Origin of the sequence: Nocardioides sp. BP30, from assembly GCF_029873215.1 — a bacterium.
Taxonomy (GTDB): domain Bacteria; phylum Actinomycetota; class Actinomycetes; order Propionibacteriales; family Nocardioidaceae; genus Nocardioides.
Window position 1 is genome coordinate 2,893,851 of the sequence record NZ_CP123620.1, and the last position, 21,441, is coordinate 2,915,291.

General features: G+C 71.7%; 26 protein-coding genes and 1 riboswitch. Of the genes, 3 read left to right on the plus strand and 23 right to left on the minus strand.

All coding sequences use genetic code 11. The annotated features are described in order from the left end of the window. Nucleotides 1-36: 36 nt before the first annotated feature. Together P5P86_RS13655 and P5P86_RS13660 are read right to left on the minus strand one after the other, a co-directional pair. A complete protein-coding gene (locus P5P86_RS13655; RefSeq protein ID WP_280607992.1) occupies nucleotides 37-642 on the minus strand; it encodes a hypothetical protein in 606 nt (201 codons plus the stop codon). Beyond that, nucleotides 642-1,277 (minus strand): RNA polymerase sigma factor, encoded by a 636-nt coding sequence (locus P5P86_RS13660; RefSeq protein ID WP_280607993.1) that lies wholly within the window; start codon nucleotides 1,275-1,277, stop codon nucleotides 642-644. The genes P5P86_RS13655 and P5P86_RS13660 overlap by 1 nt, the downstream gene beginning before the upstream one ends. 214 nt (nucleotides 1,278-1,491) lie before the next feature. Here P5P86_RS13660 and P5P86_RS13665 point away from each other — a divergent pair, with 214 nt between their 5' ends. Then, on the plus strand, nucleotides 1,492-2,583 hold the full coding sequence (locus tag P5P86_RS13665; protein ID WP_280607994.1) for a GNAT family N-acetyltransferase: 1,092 nt from the start codon (nucleotides 1,492-1,494) through the stop codon (nucleotides 2,581-2,583). Here P5P86_RS13665 and P5P86_RS13670 read toward each other — a convergent pair. From P5P86_RS13670 to P5P86_RS13690, 5 genes are all read right to left on the minus strand, one after another. Next, nucleotides 2,569-3,441 carry a JmjC domain-containing protein gene (locus P5P86_RS13670; RefSeq protein WP_280607995.1) on the minus strand — a complete coding sequence of 291 codons (873 nt, stop codon included), beginning with the start codon at nucleotides 3,439-3,441 and terminating at the stop codon, nucleotides 2,569-2,571. The two genes, P5P86_RS13665 and P5P86_RS13670, sit on opposite strands and share 15 nt — an antisense overlap. Nucleotides 3,442-3,543: 102 nt before the next feature. Further along, the gene (locus P5P86_RS13675) at nucleotides 3,544-4,218 is read right to left on the minus strand and encodes a sugar transferase (RefSeq protein WP_280607996.1); all 675 of its coding nucleotides are present in this window, start codon (nucleotides 4,216-4,218) and stop codon (nucleotides 3,544-3,546) included. A gap of 205 nt (nucleotides 4,219-4,423) precedes the next feature. Beyond that, nucleotides 4,424-5,179 (minus strand): amino acid ABC transporter ATP-binding protein, encoded by a 756-nt coding sequence (locus tag P5P86_RS13680; protein ID WP_280611264.1) that lies wholly within the window; start codon nucleotides 5,177-5,179, stop codon nucleotides 4,424-4,426. A gap of 26 nt (nucleotides 5,180-5,205) precedes the next feature. After that, a complete protein-coding gene (locus P5P86_RS13685; protein WP_280607997.1) occupies nucleotides 5,206-6,807 on the minus strand; it encodes an ABC transporter substrate-binding protein/permease in 1,602 nt (533 codons plus the stop codon). 59 nt (nucleotides 6,808-6,866) lie between these two features. Next, a complete protein-coding gene (locus tag P5P86_RS13690) occupies nucleotides 6,867-7,121 on the minus strand; it encodes a hypothetical protein (protein WP_280607998.1) in 255 nt (84 codons plus the stop codon). A gap of 150 nt (nucleotides 7,122-7,271) precedes the next feature. Between P5P86_RS13690 and P5P86_RS13695 the strand changes: the two genes are divergently transcribed. Next, nucleotides 7,272-7,730 carry an SRPBCC family protein gene (locus tag P5P86_RS13695; RefSeq protein WP_280607999.1) on the plus strand — a complete coding sequence of 153 codons (459 nt, stop codon included), beginning with the start codon at nucleotides 7,272-7,274 and terminating at the stop codon, nucleotides 7,728-7,730. A 35-nt stretch (nucleotides 7,731-7,765) separates the two neighbouring features. Here P5P86_RS13695 and P5P86_RS13700 read toward each other — a convergent pair whose 3' ends face one another. The 6 genes from P5P86_RS13700 to P5P86_RS13725 form a co-directional block, all read right to left on the minus strand. Next, nucleotides 7,766-8,605, minus strand: a complete 840-nt coding sequence (locus P5P86_RS13700; protein ID WP_280608000.1) for a hypothetical protein — start codon at nucleotides 8,603-8,605, stop codon at nucleotides 7,766-7,768. 44 nt (nucleotides 8,606-8,649) lie between these two features. Next, nucleotides 8,650-8,967: a hypothetical protein gene (locus P5P86_RS13705; protein WP_280608001.1), complete on the minus strand. Its 318-nt coding sequence runs from the start codon at nucleotides 8,965-8,967 to the stop codon at nucleotides 8,650-8,652. Between the two features lie 49 nt (nucleotides 8,968-9,016). Continuing rightward, entirely contained in the window at nucleotides 9,017-9,355 is a 339-nt protein-coding gene (locus tag P5P86_RS13710; protein ID WP_280608002.1) for a TraR/DksA family transcriptional regulator, read from the minus strand. A gap of 50 nt (nucleotides 9,356-9,405) precedes the next feature. Further along, nucleotides 9,406-10,446: an NAD(P)-dependent alcohol dehydrogenase gene (locus P5P86_RS13715; RefSeq protein ID WP_280608003.1), complete on the minus strand. Its 1,041-nt coding sequence runs from the start codon at nucleotides 10,444-10,446 to the stop codon at nucleotides 9,406-9,408. Nucleotides 10,447-10,570: 124 nt separating this feature from the next. After that, nucleotides 10,571-11,038 (minus strand): MerR family transcriptional regulator, encoded by a 468-nt coding sequence (locus P5P86_RS13720; protein ID WP_280608004.1) that lies wholly within the window; start codon nucleotides 11,036-11,038, stop codon nucleotides 10,571-10,573. 33 nt (nucleotides 11,039-11,071) lie between these two features. Beyond that, a complete protein-coding gene (locus P5P86_RS13725) occupies nucleotides 11,072-11,650 on the minus strand; it encodes a hypothetical protein (protein WP_280608005.1) in 579 nt (192 codons plus the stop codon). 116 nt (nucleotides 11,651-11,766) lie between these two features. Here P5P86_RS13725 and P5P86_RS13730 point away from each other — a divergent pair, with 116 nt between their 5' ends. Then, nucleotides 11,767-13,254: an MFS transporter gene (locus tag P5P86_RS13730; RefSeq protein ID WP_280608006.1), complete on the plus strand. Its 1,488-nt coding sequence runs from the start codon at nucleotides 11,767-11,769 to the stop codon at nucleotides 13,252-13,254. 24 nt (nucleotides 13,255-13,278) lie between these two features. Here the strand turns inward: P5P86_RS13730 and P5P86_RS13735 are convergent, their stop codons facing one another. The 10 genes from P5P86_RS13735 to P5P86_RS13780 all read right to left on the minus strand — a co-directional run bounded on the left by P5P86_RS13735 (nucleotide 13,279) and on the right by P5P86_RS13780 (nucleotide 21,319). Beyond that, on the minus strand, nucleotides 13,279-14,046 hold the full coding sequence (locus tag P5P86_RS13735) for an SDR family NAD(P)-dependent oxidoreductase (RefSeq protein ID WP_280608007.1): 768 nt from the start codon (nucleotides 14,044-14,046) through the stop codon (nucleotides 13,279-13,281). 84 nt (nucleotides 14,047-14,130) lie between these two features. Beyond that, nucleotides 14,131-14,469, minus strand: a complete 339-nt coding sequence (locus tag P5P86_RS13740; protein ID WP_280608008.1) for a transglycosylase family protein — start codon at nucleotides 14,467-14,469, stop codon at nucleotides 14,131-14,133. Further along, nucleotides 14,470-14,614, minus strand: a riboswitch (cyclic di-AMP (ydaO/yuaA leader). A gap of 86 nt (nucleotides 14,615-14,700) precedes the next feature. Next, nucleotides 14,701-15,459 (minus strand): alpha/beta hydrolase, encoded by a 759-nt coding sequence (locus P5P86_RS13745; protein WP_280608009.1) that lies wholly within the window; start codon nucleotides 15,457-15,459, stop codon nucleotides 14,701-14,703. A gap of 46 nt (nucleotides 15,460-15,505) precedes the next feature. Further along, nucleotides 15,506-15,949 carry an OsmC family peroxiredoxin gene (locus P5P86_RS13750; RefSeq protein ID WP_280608010.1) on the minus strand — a complete coding sequence of 148 codons (444 nt, stop codon included), beginning with the start codon at nucleotides 15,947-15,949 and terminating at the stop codon, nucleotides 15,506-15,508. 158 nt (nucleotides 15,950-16,107) lie between these two features. Next, complete coding sequence (locus P5P86_RS13755) at nucleotides 16,108-16,281, minus strand: hypothetical protein (RefSeq protein ID WP_280608011.1); 174 nt, start codon at nucleotides 16,279-16,281, stop codon at nucleotides 16,108-16,110. Between the two features lie 4 nt (nucleotides 16,282-16,285). Then, nucleotides 16,286-16,783, minus strand: coding sequence for a LapA family protein (locus P5P86_RS13760; RefSeq protein ID WP_280608012.1), 498 nt, complete (start codon nucleotides 16,781-16,783; stop codon nucleotides 16,286-16,288). A gap of 125 nt (nucleotides 16,784-16,908) precedes the next feature. Then, complete coding sequence (locus tag P5P86_RS13765) at nucleotides 16,909-17,349, minus strand: DUF2269 family protein (protein WP_280608013.1); 441 nt, start codon at nucleotides 17,347-17,349, stop codon at nucleotides 16,909-16,911. Nucleotides 17,350-17,435: 86 nt separating this feature from the next. Beyond that, a complete protein-coding gene (locus P5P86_RS13770; RefSeq protein ID WP_280608014.1) occupies nucleotides 17,436-18,806 on the minus strand; it encodes a flavin monoamine oxidase family protein in 1,371 nt (456 codons plus the stop codon). Continuing rightward, the gene (gene speB, locus P5P86_RS13775) at nucleotides 18,803-19,858 is read right to left on the minus strand and encodes an agmatinase (protein WP_280608015.1); all 1,056 of its coding nucleotides are present in this window, start codon (nucleotides 19,856-19,858) and stop codon (nucleotides 18,803-18,805) included. The genes P5P86_RS13770 and speB overlap by 4 nt, the downstream gene beginning before the upstream one ends. 42 nt (nucleotides 19,859-19,900) lie before the next feature. Next, entirely contained in the window at nucleotides 19,901-21,319 is a 1,419-nt protein-coding gene (locus tag P5P86_RS13780; protein WP_280608016.1) for an APC family permease, read from the minus strand. Nucleotides 21,320-21,441 lie beyond the last annotated feature (122 nt).

A 21,441-nucleotide genomic window follows, 5' to 3' on the forward strand; every position in this document is an offset into this window, starting at 1 on the left:
TGCTCCCCGGTATCGCTCCCGCCCCGTCCCTCGTCCTCACCGCTGCGGCAGGTCCAGCCTTATCCGGCCTTCCCCGTGGACCAGCCAGACAGCATCGACGTCCCCCCTGACGTCGCGGGCCTCCAGCTCCGTCGCCGCCACCGGCGTCCCGGTCGCCCGGACCCGCTCACCGTCGGTCAGGACCAGGCGTGTCGAGGGATCGGCCGGCAACGGCCGCTCGGTGGTCACCCGCACGAGGTTCCCGTCCGGGCCCGGCAGGACGGTGAGCCGCACGGCACCCAGCTCGGTCTCGAAGACGAGGTCCAGGATCGAGGCAACCCCGGCGTCGAGGTCGGTCGAGCGAGTGCCCCGCGCGGTGGCGGCCGCTCCGTTCAACGCCAGCGCGCCGACCGAGTACGCCGTCGGCCGCCAGGGTGCCGTGCGCTCGGCGACGAGTGCCCGCAGCGCGGCGCGGGCCGGCTCCGGCGGGGTCTCCAGCGGCATCACCCGGGCGGCGTCGTGGAAGGAACCGATCCAGGCGGCCGCCTCGGCCGTCTCCGGGTCGTGGGCGGCCTGGGCCTCGATCTCGGCGGCGCGGGTGGCGCTCAGCCGGCCTTCGACCCAGTCCACCAGCTCGGCGAAGCGCGGTGTCCGGGCGGCCATCAGATGGCCTCGCTCTCGGCCATGAGCTCGCGCAGCCGTGCCAGGCAGCGCCCGCGCAGCGGGCCGATCCCACCCACCGCCCGGCCGAAACGCTGGGCGATGTCGACGTAGCTCGGCTCCTCGGGATCGAAGTAGAGCGCCAGCAGCAGCTCGCGGCAGGTGCCGCCGAGCGTGCTCAGCGAGTCGTGCAGCGTGACCAGGGTGTCCCAGTCCGAGAGCGGGTCCTCGGCCAGCTCGGGAGCCGACTCCAGCGGCATCGCACGGCGGGAGGTGTTCCGCAGCCGCCACGCCTGCCGGCGGGCGACGGTCATCAGCCAGGACGCCAGCCGCTCCTCGTCACGGACCCGGTCGAGGCTGTCGATCAGCGCGACGAAGGTCGTCTGGGTGATGTCCGCAGCGTCCTCGCGGCTGAGGCCGTTGCGAAGGGCGACCGAGAAGATCAGCCGCTCGTAGCGCTCCACGAGCAGCTGCCACGCCTCCGGATCCTGGTGGCGGCAGCGGCGCAGCAGCTCGGCGTCCGTGGGCGGAGCGACGATCGGTCGGATCGGTCGCAGGGGACGAACGTTGTCGGGTATGCCGACGGTCGAACCGAGGTCGGGTTCGACCGCCTCGGCACGGTCGTATGCCGCGGTCATGTGTGTCCTGCTCCCATGGGTGGCGGGGTGTCAGTGTCTGGAGGGGTGACGCATGTGACCCGAGCACGACCCGAGAGTGTCAGGTGGAAACCTCAACGCGAGGAAGACGAACAGGTTACGCAAAAAACGAAGATTTATGCCGAAACCCCTGCAGATGCTTGCAATTCCGAGTAAAGCCCTGCTCAATTTGGCCGCCCTGTGTAGTCTGCGCGCCGTGAGAGACGTCGGGCTCGACCTCCGGCTGGTCGCCGACGTCGGTGGGCTCCGTGCGCAGTGGGATGCGCTCGCTGCTGCCACGGGCTCGCCGTTCCTGCGGAGCTGGTGGCTCGACGCGGTCTCACGCGCGTCCGACGCCCGCCCGGCGTACGTCCTCCTCCTGCGCGGCGAGGTCCTCCTCGGCGGCGTGGCGCTGGCCGTCGATCGGCATCTGCTGGTGCCGCGGTACAGGTTCCTCGGGCAGGGCGTCCTCACGCCCGACCACCTCGACCTCCTGGCCGCGCCCGGCGAGGAGGCGGCCGTGGCACGGGCCTTCGCGCAGTGGTTCCGCGGTCGCGGGTCGCGGCTGCTCGATCTCGACGGTCTCGCCGCAGGTGCTCTGCTGGCCCGGGCGATCGGCCGGCAGGGCGAGGCGGTCGACGCGGCTCCGTACCTCACCCTCGGGGCCGGCTCCGACGCCTACCCGGCGACGCTGTCCGCGAGCTTCCGGCGCAACCTGCGGCGCTCCGCGCGCCGGTTGTCCGAGGCGGGCGCGCAGCATCGCCGGATCCCGCCCGAGGAGGTGCCGAGCGCGCTGGCGGCCTTCTGGGCGCTGCACGAGGCGCGCGGTGACAGGGATCGCCTGATCGGGTACGCCGCAGTCCTCGACCGGATCGTGCTCGCGGGCGTGGATTGCGGCGAGTGTCACCTCGACGTGATCGAGGCCGGCGGCGAACCGCTCGCGGTCAGCATCGCGTTCGGCGTCGGCGACCGGCTGAGCCTCTACCAGGTGGCCCGGTCGTTGGATCCGGCTCACGGCAGCGCCGGCACGGTGCTGCTCGACCGCGTGATCGACACCGCCGCCGGGGAGTACGCCGAGGTGGACCTCCTGCGTGGCGAGGAGGGCTACAAGGACCACTTCGCGACGGGTCGGCGGCCGCTGCTGCGGCTCCGCGCGGCCCACGGGCTCCCTGCCCGGGCCGTGCTCACGGTCGAGGCCGGCTTGCGTCGGGCGGTGCGCAGGATCCGGGCTGCCCGGGCCGGGCGGGCAATGCTCGCGTCGCGGGCGTCGCGGGCACGCCGTGACGCCTCGCCCTCAGTGCGAGCGTGAGGTCTCCTCGCGCCGGCGCATCCCGGCGTACCACCGCATCAGCGCTGCCTTGGACCTGTCGCGGGCGGGCGCGGCGCCGTACGGCTTGGGCGTGATGCCGAGGCGCCGCAGCCGCTCGTTGAGCACCTGGACGCGCGACTCGTCCTCGTTGGAGCGCTCGAAGAACGTCACCGTCAGCGAGTAGGACGCCTCCTCGCCGTTGCTCAGCCAGTGCGGCGTGTAGGGCGGGATGTAGGCACCCGAGCCGGGGCCGAGCTCGAGCTCGCTGACCGGCTCCGGCATCGACTCCAGCCGGCCGAAGGAGGAGCCGGTCCAGTACCGGTTGATCTCCCGCTCCCGAACCTCCGGTGAGCCGAACCGTCCGAAGGAGAGCCGGCGCCTGCCGCGCAGCTGCATGAGCAGGCTGTGCTCGATGTCGAAGTGGGCAGGCGTCACCGAGCCGGGCGAGCTGGCGAAGACGAAGCCCATCCGCCTGCGCAGGCCGGCAGGGTCCAGCCCCGCGCGCTCCGCCACGCCCTCGACGAGCTCGTCGACGAGCTCGCGGTAGGCCCGCTCCTGCTCGATGTTGAGCAGCGTGAACCACGAGTCCGCCGCCGCCAGCGAGCGGATCCGGTCGGCGATCGCCTCGGCCGCGAGCTCGCGGAAGGCGGGCTCGGCGGTGACCAGCGGCTTGACCGCGTCCTCGGCCGAGATCGAGTCGGGCCCCAGCTCCTGCCCGAGCTCGGCGATCGCGTCGATGCTCATCAGCGGGTGCCCGGCCAGACGGTGGTCGAAGCCCCGCGGGCGGCGTACGGCGATGTCCGCGGCGAGCGCCGCATCGACCTGCGGCCCCGCCCAGGGCTGCTGCAGGGTGCTCACGTCGGGGACCTCCTGTATCGAACTCATGTCACTCCAGTGCCGTCCGGACAGCCGGCTGATCCACCGGCACCCCGACTTCTTGGCGGGCCGTCACGCCGACCCTCAGTAGGCGCCGCGGCCGACCACGACCGCGAGCACCGTCCGGGCGAGGATCACCAGGTCCAACGACGGCGAGCAGTGCTCGACGTAGTGCAGGTCCAGGGCGATCGTCCGCTCCCAGTCCAGGTCGCTGCGGCCGCTGACCTGACTCAGCCCGGTCAGCCCGGGCCGGACCGCGTGCCGCCGGTGCGCCGACCGGTCGAAGGCCGCCACCTCGTGCGGCAGCGCCGGTCGCGGGCCGACCAGCGACATCGAACCGGTCAGGACGTTGTAGAGCTGGGGCAGCTCGTCGAGGGAGGATCGCCGCAGCCACCGCCCCACCCGGGTCAAGCGCGGATCGCGCCGGATCTTGAACAGCGGCCCGCTGGCCTCGTTCAGCGCTGTCAGCGTGACGACGAGCCGCTCCGCATCGGCCCGCATCGTGCGGAACTTCACCATTCGGAACGGCCTCCCGTCGACTCCGACGCGGGTCTGGGTGAAGAACACCGGCCCCGGGCTGGAGCAGCGGACCAGGAGCGCGAGCACCAGGAACACCGGGGAGAGCGCCACCAGCGCTGCCGCGGCGACCGCCATGTCGAAGGCACGCTTGCCGGCGCGCCTCGCCCGATGCGCGGCCGCGTCGGCGGCTCCGGTCGGGTCGTCGGAGACCGCCGGCGACTCGGTGAGAGGCAGGGTCACGGCGACCCTCCCGGACCGGTGCCGCGCAGATGAGCCCTCACCTCGCAACCGCCTTCCGCTCGGTGGCCCGCAGGCCGGTCGACGGGTCCGGCAACGCCGGCCCATCTCTCCAGTGCAGGAAGGGACCGCTGTGATCCATCCGATGTCCGCGCAGCCTCGTGGTGCTCAGCGTGACCTCTGGCTCACGCTGGACAGCACACCGCGCTCAGCGGGCTTCGAGCACCCGCGCGAGGAACCGCCTGGTGCGCTCCTCGCTGGGGTCGGTGAGCACCTCGCGGCCGCCGCGCTCGGCGATCACTCCCCCGTCGAGGAAGAGCACCTGGTCGGCGACGTCGCGGGCGAAGCGGACCTCGTGGGTGACGATGACGAGCGTCCAGCCCTCGGCGGCCAGGTCGCGGATCACGCCGAGGACCTCGCCGACCAGCTCCGGGTCGAGGGCCGAGGTGGGCTCGTCGAGCAGCAGCACCTCGGGCTTGAGCGCCAGCGCGCGGGCGATGCCGACGCGCTGCTGCTGCCCACCCGACAGCTGGCCCGGGTAGGCATCCTCCCGGCCCGCCAGACCGACCTGGTCCAGCAGCACCCGGGCCTCGGCCACCGCCTCCTCGCGCGGGCGGTGCTGGACGTGCAAAGGCCCCTCGACCAGGTTGCCGAGCACCGTCATGTGCGGGAAGAGATTGTGCGCCTGGAAGACCATCCCGCTGCGGGCTCGCAGCGCCCTGATCCGGCGGCGTCGCTCACCCTTGTCCTTCGGCAGCGCGGAGAAGTCGACGCTCGCCTCGCCGATCCGGACGCTGCCCCGCTCGGGCGTCTCCAGGACGTTGAGCGAGCGCAGCACCGTCGTCTTGCCGGAGCCGGACGGCCCGAGCAGGACCGTCACCGAACCCCTGTCGACGCCGAGGTCGACGCCACGGAGCACCTGGCGGTCACCGAACGACTTCTCCAGCCCGGTCACCTCCACCAGCCCGGCCCGCACCGGTGGTGTCCCGGTCATGTCGCATACCTCCCCACGCGCCGCTCCAGCGCGCCTTGGCCGAGCGAGATGATGTAGCAGACCACCCAGTAGTAGAGCGCCGCCAGGCAGTAGAGCGCCATCGTCCGGGTGCTCACAGCCGCCGCGACCTGGGCCTCGCGGAACAGCTCGGTGACCAGGACGACGGAGGCCAGCGAGGTGTCCTTGACCAGGGAGAGGAGCGTGTTCGACAGCGGCGGGACGGCGATCCGCGCCGCCTGCGGCAGCACGATCCGTCGCATGGTCTGCCAGTGGTCCATCCCGATCGTCGTCGCGGCCTCGAACTGCCCGCGCGGCACCGAGAGGATCGCCGCCCTGATGATCTCGGCGGCGTAGCCGCCGACGTTGAGACTCAGCGCCAGGCAGGCCGCCAGGAAGCTGGGCAGCCGCACGCCGAGCTCGGGCAGGCCGTAGAAGACGATGAACAGCTGCACCAGCAACGGCGTGCCCCGGATGATCGAGATGTAGATCCGGGCGGGCACGTCCAGGAGCCGGTACGTCGAGAGCCGCGCCAGGGCGACCGCCAGGGCGATCGCCAGTCCGACCAGGAAGCTGATGACCGTCAGCGGGATCGTGCCCTTGAGCATTTCCCGCAGCATCGGCCAGGCGGTGTCCTGGACGACCTGCCAGGTGCTGCGGCCGGTGTCGGAGGCCTTGACCTTGACCTTGCCGGAGTTGGGCACGGTGACGTCGGCGCCGAAGTACTTCTGCGAGATCTTCGCCAGGGTGCCGTCCTTGGCCAGCGCGGCGAGCGCCTGGTCGGCCTGGTCGCGCAGGGTGGCGCTGGACTTCCGGAACGCGAACGCCTGCTTGCTGACCTCGTCGCCGGCGTTGCCCGCCACCTTGATCTTGGTCGAGCCCGAGCTCTCCAGGTAGTCCAGCACCGCGATGTTGTCGTTCACGGTCGCGTCGACCCGGCCCTGGGCGATCAGCGCAGCCGCCTGGTCGAGCCCGTCGACGTACTGGATCTTGGCACCGGCGTCCTTGGCGACCTGGGTCCAGTTGCTGGTCTGCGACTGGGCAGCGGTGCGGCCCTTCAGGTCGGCCAGCGAGGTGATGTCGTGGTTGTCGGCGGCGGTGACGATCACCCCGTGCGAGTACGTGTAGGGGGTGCTGAACAGGTAGTGCGCCTGCCGGTCGGGGTTGATCGTGATCTGATCCGCGAGCAGGTCCACCCGGCCTGCGTCCAGGGCCGGGAACAGCGAGTCGAACGTGCCCTTGGTGAAGGAGAGGTTCCAGCCGGCCTCCTGTGCGACGGCGCGGACCACCTCGATGTCGAAGCCGGTGAGGTCACCGCTCTTGGGGTCGACGAAAGAGAACGGCGGATAGGTGCCCTCGGTGCCGACCCGGACGACCGGGCGGGACGCGGCCTTCGCCGGCCCCACCTGCTGCCCCACCTGCTGCCCCACCTGCTGCGCCGTCTGCAGCCCCGCTGCGCGCGCGCCGCTGCCGGCGGCACTTGCCGCGGGCGCTGGACCCGCGAGCGGCAGCAGGGCTCCGAGCAGGAGCAGCAGGACGAGCGCCGACCCGGCTCGCGGCCAGGCTCTCGCGCCGTCTCGGCGGGTGGGTTCGGCTCGCACCACCGCGTGGTACCCCGCCGGGGCGACCCGGAACCGCCCCGCCTGGGCGGGCCCTGGACTCAGAGCACGGACACGTGGTGGCCGGAGCGGACGTCGCGTGCGAGCTCCTCGATCGCTGCCTCGTCGGAGGCCTTGAGGCCCCGCTCGCGCAGCTCGCCGCGCAGCCGCTCCTCGACGTCGATCCGCGCGTCGTCGGTGTAGGCGGTCGCCGTCGCGTCGATGGCCTGCTGTACCGCAGCCGCGATGTCTGCGCCCGTTTCTGCGCCCGTTTCTGCGCCGGGCTCGCCGGCTGCCGGATCCAGCTCGAACCTCATGCCTGCACCCTACGGCCGGGCTGGCCCCGCCGGCGCATCGTCCTCGCAGCTCCCGCACCGTCTCGGACACCCTGGTCGAGGCGGCCGTTTCGACACCCGCGGGTTCGGGAACGGGAGCGTGCCCCCACGCCGTACGAACAAGGAGCAGCCATGAGCCAGATCCAGCAGTCCGTCGACGTCGACGTCCCGGTCAGCGTCGCCTACAACCAGTGGACGCAGTTCGAGTCGTTCCCGCAGTTCATGACGGGCGTCGAGTCGATCACGCAGATCGACGACACCCACAACCACTGGGTGACCAACATCGCCGGGGTGAACCGCGAGTTCGACACCGAGGTGACCGAGCAGCACCCCGACGAGCGCGTCGCCTGGCGCAGCGTCGGTGGCGACTCCAAGCACGCCGGCGTGGTGACCTTCCACCGCCTGGACGAGAACTCCACCCGGGTGATGATCCAGATCGACTGGGAGCCCTCGGACCTGGTGGAGAAGATCGGCGCAGCGGTCAACATCGACGACCACCAGGTCAAGAAGGACGCCGAGCGCTTCAAGCAGTTCATCGAGTCGCGGGGCGGCGAGACCGGCGCCTGGCGTGGCGACGTGTCGGCCGGCTGACGCCGCCTCGAGCAACGCGTCGCGGAGCGCCACTGTCAGCCGGTGACAGTGGCGCTCCGCACGTCACCGCCCGCCGGGTGACAGCGCGCGAGGTCGCGGTCGGCGTCGAACAGGTCGATCGTCTGCAGGACCCAGAACGCGCCGAACAGGGCCAGCAGCGCCGTCTCCAGGCCCAGCAGCGCGTAGGTCCAGGCATGCAGGCCGGCGAAGACCAGCACGGCGACCACCATCCCCGCGCCGATCCCCCAGTACGCCGCGTCGAAGCGTGTGCGACTGGGCTCCCTCGCCCCTGCCAGCACCCGCACACCCCAGTCGGTGTTGAGCACCACGACGCCCGCGAAGGGCACGAACGTCGCCACGGCGGCCAGCGCGTGGGCGTGAGCGGCGAACGACCGCCGGTCGAGCAGGATCCAGGCGATGCCCACGACCCAGGCCAGCGCCGTCGCGATCAGCCCGAACAGGCCCCACCGGGTGGGCCAGCCCTCGGCGCGCCGTCTCAGTCCGACCACCAGGACCACGACGTACCCGAGCGCCAGCACCGCCAGGAAGGTCAGCGCGCTGTTCTCGACGGCGGCGACATCGGGATGCCGTCCCGCCTCCGGCGTCGGGACGAACGCGACCATCGGCGCGGAGATCCCGGCCAGGTTGAGCAGCACGTCCTCGGCGTCGGTGAATCCCCGCAGGGCGATCAGACAGACGCCGACGGCTGTCAGCGCGCCGACGAAGACCGGACCGGCCGCGGTGTAGTAGTAGGCGCTGAGGGAGGTCTGCCACCCCGACCGGACGGTCTCGGCACCGACCGAGACCGTCAGGGCCAGCAGCAACGCCAGCAGGGCGAAGCGGACATAGCGGTACGTCGTGACCTCGGCCGACATGTCTTCGACCGTAGCGGCCCGGCCGCTACCTGCCGGCGGTCGTCCTACGGACGGCGGCCCTCGAGCCGCTCACGCCGCTCCTGCAGCCGCTGTTCGGCGGCCTCGGTGTAGGCCAGGCACGGCGCCTCGGCATCGGGATGACGCTGCTTGAGGTGGAAGATCCAGCGATCCATCGCGGCCATGTAGCCGTTGTCGTCGCCGGGGCGGTACGCCGACCAGGCCCGGTCGCCCTTCACCGTGCACGCGGTGCAGCTGATCTTGTAGACGAACTGCTCGTCGACGCCCAGGTCGATCTTCACCCTCGCCAGCGGACCGGCCTCGGTCGCCGCCTTCCGTTCCCGAGCGGATCGGCTCGCCACCATGGTGCACTCCTGTTCGCGCCTGCTCGCGCCTGTTCGCAGCGTTGGGATCCTACGCGGAGGCGCACCGGATGCACGTGCGCGCGGCCGGCCGGGCCTCCAGCCGACCCTCCCCGATGGGGCCGCCACAGACCTCGCAGACGCCGTACGTGCCCGCGTCGAGCCGCGCAACGGCGGCCTCGATCTCGCCGAGTCGGCGCCGGGTCTGGCGTACGAGCGTGTCGACCTGCGAGCGCTCGAAGGCGATGGTCGCACCCTCGGGATCGTGTTCGTCGTCGGCATTGGTGTCGCGCGATGCGGCGACGACGGCGTCGAAGTCGCTGGTCAGGTTCGCCAGCCGGCGCAGCGTCTGCCGCCGCTCGGCGTCGAGACGGTCGCGGGCTCCCTCCATGCTTCCATGGTGACGCGGCACGGAAGGAGCCCGGCGACCATCTCCGGTGCTCAGCGCAGCGTGCTGGCGTCGATGACGAACCGGTAGCGGACGTCGGAGGCGAGCACCCGCTCGTAGGCCTGGTTGATCTTCTCGGCGGGGATCACCTCGATCTCGGCGCCGATGCCGTGCTCGGCGCAGAAGTCGAGCATCTCCTGGGTCTGCGCGATGCCGCCGATCATCGAGCCGGCGAAGGAGCGACGGCCGCCGATGAGCGACATGACGTGCAGGCTGAGCGGCTCGGCCGGGGCCCCGACGTTGACCAGGGTGCCGTCCACGGCCAGCAGGCGCAGGTAGGCGTTGAGGTCGATGCTCGCGCTGACCGTGTTCAGGATCAGGTCGAAGCGCCCCGCCAGCTGCTTGAACGTCTCGCGGTCAGCGGTCGCGTGGTAGTGGTCCGCCCCGAGCCGCAGGCCGTCCTCCTGCTTCTTCAGCGACTGGGAGAGCACCGTCACCTCGGCACCGAGGGCGTGGGCGATCTTGACGGCCAGGTGGCCCAGGCCGCCCAGACCGACGACCGCCACCTTCTTGCCCGGCCCGGCGCCCCAGCGGCGCAGCGGCGAGTACGTCGTGATCCCGGCGCACAGCAACGGAGCGGCGGCCGCGGGGTCGAGGCCGTCGGGCACCGAGAGCACGAAGTCGGCGTCGACGACCACGTGGGTCGAGTAGCCGCCCTGGGTGGTCGTGCCGTCCCTGTCGGTGCCGGCGTAGGTGGGCGTCATGCCCCGGCGGCAGTACTGCTCGTCGCCGTTGCGGCAGTTGGTGCACTCGCCGCAGGAGTTCACCATGCAGCCGACGCCGACCCGGTCACCGACGCGGTGCCGGGTCACGCCGTCGCCGACCTCGGTCACCCGGCCGACGATCTCGTGGCCCGGGACGACCGGGAACGGCTGCGGTCCCCAGTCACCGTTCACGGTGTGGATGTCGGAGTGGCAGATGCCGGCGTACTCGATCTCGATCAGGACATCGTTCGTGCCGACGTCGCGGCGCTCGACGGTTGTCGGTGCCAGCGGCTCTCCGGCGGCGGGTGCGGCGTAGGCGTTGACGCGCATCAACAGACTTTTCCTTTCGGGGTGGGGTGGTCGCGGACGTACGGCGCTCAGGCGCCGTACTCCTCGTCGCTGACGTGCTCGAGCCCGCCTCGGGTGGCCCGGTGGCGGCGGTCGGCGGTGAAGGTCAACGTCTCTCCTCGTTCTTCGTGGTCCTCTTGAGGCGGTCCGCGAGCGCGGACGCCTCGTCCGAGAGCTGTGATGCGCGGGCCTCGTCGCCCGCCTCGAGGGCCTGCCAGTAACCGATCTTGAGCCGGACGTAGCGCTGTCGCAGCGCCACCTGCTCCGCCTCGACCGCCAGCCGCCGCTCCTGCTGCTCCAGCAGGTCGATCTGGTCCCGGGCGGCGGCCGCACCCTGGCCGCCGTTGGCGATGTAGGTCCGCATGTCGCTCACCGACATCCCTGTCGCCGCCAGGCAGGCGACCCACATCACCTGGTCGAGGTCGTCCTCGTCGTAGACCCGGTGCCTGCTGCTCGCGCCGCGGCTGATCGGCGCGATCACGCCGATCGACTCGTAGTAGCGCAGGGTGGTGGCCGGGAGACCGGTCAGCGCGGCCGTCTCCGTGATCGTGTAGCGGTGGCTCCTCGTGCTCACGTCTTCGACCGTAGGAACTTCGAGTACTCGAAGTCAAAGACCCTTCGGCGGGGGTCCGAGCGCGCGGCGGAGTGCCGTGGTCGTCGTCAGGACGCTCCGGCCGGGGGCGGCGACCAGCTGGCAGCCTCTCAGCTCGATCGTGACGACCTCCGCCTCGGCGGTGCCGGGATGGGAGAGGTAGGCGGTGACGCTGCTCCCGTCGTCCATCGGGCAGCTGGAGCGCCCGGGGGCTTGCACCGGGGCGCTGTCCACGGCGGCGACGAGCGCGCGGGCGTGCGCGGCGTCCAGCACGGCGAGCGAGGCCCGGCAGTGGCGGGAGTTCAGCCCGGGGCGCCACAGCAGCTCACCACCACTCGGACGCGGATCGAGCCAGGTCGTGCCCGACGACGGCCCCGCGCCGGAGCCGTGCGTGGCGACGATGCACGTCGGCGGCGCGCCCCGATGTCGCACCACGCGGGTCGCCACCGGTACGGCGGGGGCGACGGCGTACACCGGCACTCCGCGACGCCCGTCGTGGTCGGCACGGAGATGTCGCACACCCGCGGCGGTCCCACCGGCGAGGACCAGCACGGCGGCGAGTACGGCGGCGAGTACGGCGAGACGACGGACCACCGGCCCCGTCTGGCGCGACGGTGGCCCTTTGCACCGCGAAAGTGTGCCCAAGACCACTCCTCGACCGATGTCATCGACGCGTGAGCGTTCCCTGGCGGCAGTTAGCATTGCTAACGATGACGACGAAACCGGCTGCCCCGAAGCTCGATCGACCAGTCGCCCGTCGCACGAGCCGCGAGATCGAGCCGCCGTCCAAGGGTCTGGTGCTGGCGATCTGCTGCTGCAGTCTGCTGATCGTCTCGATGGATGCCACGGCCGTGAACGTGGCCCTGCCCTCCATCCGCGCCGACCTCCACACCGACGTCTCGACGCTGCAGTGGACCATCGACGGCTACACCCTGGCGATCGCGAGCTTCCTGCTCCTGGGCGGCGCCACCGCCGACCGGGTCGGGCGGCGCCGGGTCTTCCAGATCGGCCTGACCGTCTTCGGTCTCGCCTCGCTGCTGTGCAGCCTCGCGCCGAACGTGCAGACACTGGTCGGCGCGCGCGTCCTCCAGGGCATCGGCGGGTCGATGCTCAACCCCGTGGCAATGTCGATCATCACGAACACCTTCACCGACCGCCGCGAGCGGGCTCGCGCCGTGGGCGTCTGGGGCGCCGTGGTGGGGGTGTCGATGGCGTTCGGCCCGCTGGTCGGCGGCCTGCTGACCGAGCACGTGAGCTGGCGCGGCATCTTCTGGATCAACGTCCCGATCGCGCTGGCGGCGGTGATCCTGTGCCACTTCTTCGTGCCCGAGTCGCGGGCCGCTCGGCCGCGCCGGATCGACGGGGTGGGCCAGACGCTCGCGATCGTCTTCCTGGCGAGCCTCGTCTACGCCCTGATCGAGGCGCCCCAGGCCGGCTGGGGGTCACCGCGGATCGTGGTGCTGCTCGCCGTCGCCGTGCTCGCCGCGCTCTGCCTGGTCCTCGTCGAGCGCCGTGTGGCCGAACCGTTCCTCGACCTGCGGTTCTTCCGCAGCGTGCCGTTCGCCTCGGCCACGATCACCGCCCTGATCGCCTTCGCGGCGTACGGCGCCTTCCTCTTCGTCAATGCGCTCTACCTGCAGCAGGTGCGCGGGCTCTCCCCCTTCGACGCCGGCCTGCGGATGCTGCCGCTCGCGCTGACCACGCTGGTCGCCTCGCTCGCCTCCGGCCGGTTGGTCTCCCTGTTCGGCACCCGCCCCTCGCTCGTCTTCGCGGGCACGATGCTCGCGCTGAGCGGCATCAGCCTGACGTTCCTCACCACCGACACCTCCTGGTGGCTGATCGGCACGAGCTACGTCCTGTTCGGGCTGGGCTTCGGTGCCATCAACGCCCCCATCACCAACACCGCTGTCTCGGGCATGCCGGTCTCGCAGGCCGGCGTGGCGGCCGGGGTCGCCTCCACCTGCCGTCAGACCGGCTCGGCGATCGGCGTGGCCCTCGCCGGCACCCTCACCGGCGTCGGGGCCGCGACGAACCTCGGGCCGTCCTTCGCCGCCCACACCCATCCGCTGTGGTGGCTGGTCACCGTGGTCGGCGTCGTCGTGCTGCTGCTCGGTGTCCTCGCGAGCACCGGATGGGCGCAGCGCTCCACCGAGCAGGTCAACCGCCTCCTGGACGAGTCGGCCGAGGCCGCCGCCTGAGGCCGCGGCACCGCGGGCCGGCTGTCACAGACCGACGCTGCCCTGCATGATCCCGCCGTCGATGGTCACCGTCGTCGCCGTCATGTAGGCGGCCTTGCCCGAGGCGAGGAAGACGACGACGTCGGCGATCTCGCGCGGCTCGGCCATCCGACCGAGCGGGATCGCAGCCTCCAGCCGCTTCATCTTCTCCGGGTCGGACTCGGTCGAGGCGTTGATCGGCGTGCTGACCGCACCGGGCGCCACGTTGACCATCCGGATGCCGTGCTCCCCCAGCTCGACGCCGGCCGTCCTGGTGAGCATCCTGATCCCGCCCTTGGACACGCAGTAGGCGATGTTGCCGGGCATGGGCCACTCCTCGTGCACCGAGGAGATGTTGAGGATCAGGCCGCCCTCCCCCTGCGCGATGAACTGCTTCGCGGCGGCCTGGCTGCCGAAGAACGCGCTCTTCATGTTGATCGCCAGGACCTTCTCGAAGTCCTCCTCGCTCGTGTCGAGCAGCCCTGTTCGGGTCTCGATGCCGGCGTTGTTCACCAACACGTCGAGGCGGCCGAAGCTGTCGACCGCCTTCTGGACCATCGCGTGCAGGTCACCCGAGCTGGACACATCCGCCTCGATCCCGACCGCGCGGCCGCCGGCGTCCTCGACCCGCTTGATCAGCGACTCGGTCTCCTCCGGATGGGCGACGTAGTCGATGACGAGGTTGGCGCCCTCGGCGGCGGCTGCCAGCACGATGGCCTCACCGATCCCGCTGTTCCCGCCCGTGACGACGACTGTCTTGCCCTCCAGCAGCATGTCCTCCACCTCTCGCCGGGCGGTCGTCGGTCGACCGCGCCCTGGGACCAGTGCCCACTTCGGGCGGGTCGACCGACGTGAGCCTCAGCGCACGCCGATGCGACTCGAGCACGCCGGCCAGGCGCCCCAGCCCTGATGCGCCTTGATCCGGTTGGCGACCTTGATCTGCTGGTGCTTGCTGGCACGGTGGGGCAGCGAGGCGAAATGACGGCCGCCGTAGGCGCGCCAGGTGCCGGCGCTGATCTGCAGGCCGCCGTAGTAGCCGTTGCCGGTGTTGACGTGCCAGCGGCCGCTGGACTCGCACTCGGCGAGCCGCTGCCAGGTGTGGGCCGTGACGGCCGAGCTGGGAGCGGCCGTGGCCACGACCGGGACGAGCGAGGCCGCCGTCAGGGCAGCCGCTGATACGAGGGTGCGCATGCGCATGGGTGATCTCCTGCGCGCCTGCGGAGTTAGCTGTCGGGTTCGGGCGCAAGATGCCCGGCCGCGCGTGCACGGCTTCACCCCAAGGGTCGTCAGACCCGCGGTTCCTGGGTCCCCCGCTCCTGCCCGAACAGGTCGGTGTCACCGCCGCGCGGGACAGGACTCGGCGTCACGCGGCGGTCGGCCCGGAGGTCCCGGGACGCACCGAGGGTAGGCAGATCGCTCCCGCCAAGGTCAAACTCCGGCCCGGCCGAGCACCTCGAGCAGGCGGGGGAAGACGGCCGAGCCCGGATCGATGACATCGAAGTGATCGGCGTCCGCGAGCGCGTGCAGGCGGGTGTCCGGGTGAGCGCCGGCATAGGAGCTGCCGAGCGCCAGCGGTACGACATCGTCCGCCGTGCCGTGCAGGATCTCCACCGGCGTGGCCGGGGCCGCCAGGCGCACCGGGTCCAGGTCGGCCCGCAGCTCGGGCGGGGTGCCGAGGAACGCCGTCACGGCTCCGCTGCCGAGGTTGTGCCGGTGGGCGAGGACCAGGTCGGCGACCGGAGCCAGGGCGACGGTGAGCACCAGGTCCCTGGCCGGAGCCGCGGCGGCCGACCAGAGCGCCAGGTGGCCGCCGGCGGAGTGGCCGAGGACGACGACGCCGCTCGGGCGATGCCCGATCAGCTCGGGGAGGGCTGCCAGCGCGGCCCGGACGTCGGCGGTCGTGGTGTCGGGGTCGCCCGGGACGCGCCGGTACTCCGGCACCACGACCGACCAGCCGGCCGCGCGCAGCGCGGCGCCGAGCCGGCGGGTGTGCATGCGGTCGGTGGCCGGACGCCAGAAGCCGCCGTGCAGCATCACCAGCAGCGGCCTGTCGCCTCGATCGCCGGGTCCCGCGTGGTCGCGGTCCGCGCGCCAGAGGTCCGCCACCTGGTCGGGTTCGGGGCCGTAGGAGGCCTCGGCGTCGGGCTGGGGGCCGGGCTCGGTGAGGATCGCGGGATCGGCGCTCATGGGGCCCAATCTGTCACGCCGCGACCCTCCGCCGTACCCGCGACGCTCAGCTCTCGAGCGCGGCGTCGAGGGTGATGTCGACACCGGTGAGCGCCTTGCTCACCGGACAGTTGGCCTTGGCCGCCTCGGCCGCCTCCCGGAAGCCGGCCTCGTCGAGGCCGTCCACCTCGCCGCGTACGGCGAGCTTGATCCCGGTGAGCTTGAAGCCACCGGCCGCCTGGTCCGGGCCCAGCGACACGTCCCCCTGGACGTCGAGGGCCTCGGGCGTGCCGCCGCGCTGGGCGATCTCCGCGCTGAGCTGCATCGCGTAACAGGCGGTGTGGGCCGCGGCGATCAGCTCCTCGGGGCTGGTGGCGCCGCCCGCCTCCTCGGCGGCGCGCTTGGGGAAGGACACGTCATAGGTCCCGACGCCGGAGCTGGTCAGCTCGACCTGGCCCGAGCCCTTCTCGAGCGTGCCGTTCCAGGCGGTGCGTGCGGTGCGCGTGGGCATAGCGGCTCCTTCGTGTCATGGCGGTGATGGGCCACCGCGGTGGTCGTCGACCTCGCTGTACCTGATTCGCCCTCCTCCTACACCCGCCGTGCTGCACCAGCCGGCCGACGCTGGCGTGGCGACGGCCAGGGCGCGCTCAGCGGGCGGCCAGGGCGCGCTCAGGGCAGCGGGGCGTCCTCCGCGGCGCGGTTCGAGGGGCACTCGGCGTTGCTGCAGACCCGCTCGTCGGGGGTCCCGTCGGCCTCGGTCACCCGGGTGGGGTCGCCCGCCTCGCGCGGACGCAGGTCGACCGGCGCGCCGCAGAGCTGGCAGGGCTTGGTGTCGGCGTACACGCGATCACGCGGCCCGGCGCCGCTTGGTATCGCGCCTGGCCTCACGCTTGACCCGTCGGCGCAGCTGCCAGATCCGCAGCGTTCCGGCGACGCCGGCCAGGAAGAGACCCGCCACCGTCGCGATCAGCAGCGCCACCGCCAGCGGCGTACGGCCCTGCCAGCCGAGGAACGAGACCGTCACGCTGCGGGTGTTCTGGGCGATGAAGACGATCAGCAGGACGAGGACGACGCCCAGCGCGATGATCGACACCCAGGCGCGACCGGTGCGCGAGGACCGCAGCGGGTCGGGCCGTGCCGGGGGCTCGTGGCCCGGTGCGGTATCGGCCGGGGTGTCGCCGGGAATCGTCCCGGGCGCTCCCGTTCCCGAAGGGCCCGTGGCCGGGTCGGGTTGCACCGGATCGGGGCGCAGCGGGTTCGTCGCGGACGGGTCCGTCGAGGCCGGGTCGCCGGGGTAGGGGTCGTTCGGATAGGGGTCGCCGGAGTGCTGCGGCAGGTCGGTCATAGGGGATCAGTACCCATCCGAGGCCCCGTTCGCCGCGCGAGGGTCACAACCGTGGCCCGGCCCCCGGGCACACAGCACCGCGTACGGCGCCCACCCGGGCCCGACGCCCTGGCGGGCGGTGTCGATCAGGAGCCGGGCTGGTACACCATCAGGAAGATGATCACGGCGAACAGGATGCCCGTGATGCCGCCCGCGGCGGCGACCTTGCCGACCAGCGACGGCCCCGACGCCACGTCGGCGGCGGCCTTGTCCAGCGTCGGGACGACGACGAACAGGGCCAGCGCCGCCGCGACCAGCCACAGCAGCAGCGAGAGCCAGATCCAAACGTCGCCGAAGCTGGCGACCTTGCCCGGGTGGTACGGCGAGTCCATCGACATCAGGCCGAAGCCGAAGATGACCACCAGCACGGAGGCGTAGGCGTAGATCGTCGCCATCCGCGAGGTCTGCTTGATGACGGCGGCGTCCTGCTGCCGCAGACCCCGCGAGGCGGTGGTGGCGGCATGGACGAGGGGGCCGACCGCGAAGACAGCGGCGAGCAGGTGGAGGGCGAGCAGCACCTTGAACATGACGGTGAGGCTACGCCCGCCCTCGCACCTGTCGACGACCGGGCCCCGGTCGGTCGATCCGCGATCAGGCCACGGACGCCCGGCGGTCAGGCGAGCAGCCGAGCGGCGATCTCACCGCCGACCCGGATCGCGCCGTCGACGTGCTGGAAGCCCAGCCCCGCCACGTCGCTGCTGCCGAAGTCGAGCGCACCGAGCGGCTCGCGCAGCTTCGCGCCGTACCGGGTCAGGCTGCCCAGGTCGAAGCTGGTGCCGTAGGCGCCACCGGTCAGCTCCTGGTGCTGCCAGTCGCTCTCGTGGAAGACCACCGGCGAGAGTGCCTGCTCGCCGAAGTACGCCGCCGCCGAGCGCAGGATGCGCTCGCGCCGCTCCTGGGCGCTCAGCCGGCCGACCTCGTCCGCGTTCAGCCCGGCCACGAAGCCCACCAGGAACCCGCGCTCCTCGCCCTCGGGGGTGTTGTCGTAGACCTCGTGCATCGGCTCGTACGGCCCGAAGCCGGTGCCGCTGAGGCCCTGCTCGCGCCAGAACGGGGTCGGGTAGACGATCTGGACCTTGATCACCAGCCCGAAGGACTGGTGCTCGCGCGCCATCCGGTGCTCTGCCGGCAGCTCAGGGGCGAACCGGATCCGGCGAACGACCGTCGGCGGCACGGCCAGGATCACGTGCGCGGCCGCGAAGGTCTCCTCGCCGACGTGCACCACCGCACCGTCCTCGCGCCAGTCGATGCGGGTCACGTCCGCATCCAGCCGGATCCGCTCGCCGAGCCGCTCGGCCAGCGTCCGGGGCACCGTCGCCAGTCCCCCGGCGACGCGCCGGTCGAGGATGAAGTCGGCGTCGACCAGGTTGCTGAAGGAGCCGGCGCTGGCGGCCATCAGGATCGCCTGCAGCGCGGAGAAGGAGTGCGACGGCTTGGTCAGCATCGCCGGGCCGACGTAGAGCGCCACGTTGTCGCACGCCTCCTCGTCGTCGCACTGCTCCCGCAGCCACGCGCTGAAGGAGACGCTGTCCAGGTGCGCCGCGTCGGGGTGCTCCCAGGGCCGGTCGGGATCCATCTCGGCGACCAGACCGTCGAGGGTCTTGGTGAGCTGCTCGATCGCGGCGTTGGTCGCCTCGGACACCGGCAGCTCGTCGGTGAACCGGTGCGCCTCGCGGCGGCGGTCGACGTAGAGGGAGTCACCCGCGCGGTAGCGCGCGAAGGTCTCCAGCCCGAACTCGTCGATCATCGCCAGCAGCGCGGTCTGGTCCGGGGAGACCCACTGGCCCCCGACCTCGAACTCGGCCTCGTGCTCACCGGCCGCACCCTGGGTGTGCACCTCGTTGAGCAGTCGGCCGCCGATCCGGTCGCGCGCCTCCAGGACGAGCACGTCCTTGCCGGCCTGGGTCAGCCGATAGGCGGCGGTCAGGCCGGTCACGCCGGCGCCGACGACGATCACGTCGTGCGTGTGGTGGGGGCTGGTCATCGGGATTCTCCGTTCGTAGCAAGGCTGAGCCGAGGCGGGTTCCGCTCGGCGAGAAGGGGTAGGGCGGGGTCCCAGCAGGTGCCGTCGCGCTGATCGCGCTTGCGCCGGGCGATGCCGGAGAGTGCCTCCAGCACCACCCGGTTGGCGAGGAACGAGGTGATGTCGGCATGGTCGTAGGGCGGCGAGACCTCGACGACGTCGATGCCGACGACGGGCAGCTCGTAGGCGATCCGGCGCACCGAGTCCAGAAGCTGTCGGGCGGTCAGGCCGCCGGGCTCCGGCGTACCGGTGCCGGGAGCATGCCCGGGATCGCAGACGTCGATGTCGACCGAGAGGAAGACGCCGTCGCACTCGTCGGTGGCGATCTCGAAGGCCTCCGTCAGGCAGACGTCGAGGCCGCGATGCACGATCTCGGTCATCTCGTAGGACCTCATGCCCTGCTCCGCCATCCAGTCCAGCGTGTCCGGACCGGGCCAGTACCCGCGCAGACCCATCTGCAGGAATCGGTCGCCACGCAGGGCGCCGGACTCGATCAGGCGGCGCATCGGCTGACCGTGGCCGATCAGCGCGCCGAACTCGATGTCGCCGGTGTCGGCGTGGGCATCGAAGTGGATCATCGAGATCCGGCCCGGGCCGTAGTGCTGAGCCACGCCAGCGGCATCGGGCCACGCGATGGTGTGGTCACCGCCGAGGATCAGCGGGATGGCGCCGTTGCTGGTGACGGCGTGGACCGCCTCCTGCAGGTCGCGCACCGAGCGCTCGGCGTCGCCGGAGAACATCTCGACGTCGCCGGCGTCCAGCACCCGCAGGTCCTGCAGCGCGTCGACGCGCATTGCCAGCGAGGGCCGGGAGCCATCGTGGGCCAGGTAGCAGGTCTGCCGGATGAACTGCGGGCCGAACCGGGTGCCCGCGCGGTGCGAGGCGCCACCGTCGAACGGCGCGCCCAGGATGACCACGTCGGCCTCGGCGTACGTCGAGGGCTCGCTCCAGTCGCAGCGCTCGACGCCGAGGAAGGTGATGTCCGGGCCGAACTGCGGGCCGTAGCGGACCATGGGGATCTCCTTGGATCGGGAAGGTCGGGGAGGGTCGGAGGATCAGGCGGATCCCACGGCCGGCTCGGCCGGCTCGTCGGCGGGGTCCACCACCACGAACCGGTCGTGCGGACGACGGGCGAGGTAGAACGCGTAGTAGGCCAGCGCCAGCAGCACGAGCACGGCGGTGGCCAGCAGGTCCGAGCGCGCCGAGCTGAACACCGCGTAGCCGACCGCCACGATCACCAGCACGGGCGCCACCGGCCACCACGGCATCCGCCAGCTCGCGACGGTGGCGGGCATGCGACGCACCTTGAGCGAGGCGATCGCCACCATCACGTACATCACCGCGAGGACGACCGAGGTGATGCCGAGCAGGGACTCGATGTTCACCGCGTACGCGAGCACGGCACCCGGTACGCCGACGGCGAGCGTGGCCAGCCACGGCGTGCCGAACCGCGGGTGCAGGCGGGTGAGGGTCTCGTTGACGACCGCCGGCCAGCAGCGGTCGCGGGCCGAGGCGAAGACGACCCGGCCGTTCTGCAGCACCATCACGATGACGGCGTTGAGGATCGCGATGGCGATCGCGACGTTGATCGCCACGCCGAGGCCGTGACCGCCCCACTCGTGCACGAACTCGGAGAAGTTGCCGGTGGCGAGGTCGCCCACGTCGCCGACAGCGAGGACGGTGGTGATGGTCGGGACCAGGATCACCAGCGCACCCAGGCCGAGGGAGGCGAAGATGACCCGGGCGACGTTGCGGCGCGGCTCGATCACCTCCTCGGCGAGGTAGGCGGCGGTGTTGAAGCCGCTGACGACGAAGGTGCCGACAGCGAGCCCGGAGACGAGCATCGCGATGGTGAACGGCTCGAGGCCGTGCGCCCCCACCACGTGCGGGGAGATCAGCTCGCCTGGGCCGCGGTGCAGGTGGGTCAGCCCGAGCACGGTGACCACGATGGCGGCCACGATCTCCAGGCCGAGGAAGATGCCGGTGACGAAGGCATTGGACTTCACGTCGAGGATCGCCGTCGCGGTGGAGATCAACATGACCACGGCGCCGGTGGCGGCACGCGGCAGGTGGACGATGTCGCTGAGGTAGTCGGCGGTACCGAGCGCGATGATCGGCGGGATCACCCACAGTTGGATCGCTGCCAGGGCGAAGGTCAGCCAGCCGGCGGCCTTGCCGAGGGTCTGGGCGACCATGGCGTACTCGCCGCCCGAGCTTGCGGTGCGGGTGCCGAGCTCGGCGTAGCAGGCGCACACGGCGACCGAGACGAGGATGCCCGCGATGATGGTGAGGACCGCGCCGCTGCCCTGGGAGGCGAGCACCTCCGGGACGATGATGAACAGGCTGGAGGCCGGAGTGATGCACGACAGCACCAGCAGGACAGCCGTCCCGGGGCCGAGCACGCGGGCCAGCTTCCGCTCCGCCTCGATCGGCGTCACCGCCTCGTCGGCGGACAACAACATGGGATCGGTCATGGACCGGCGCCTCCTGAGATCGATCTTTGAACGTCATTCAAAACTTTGAACGGTATTCAAAGTGACGCACGTCACCGGCTAGAGTCAAGACCTCGGCAGGAAAAAACTCGGCGATCTTCGAG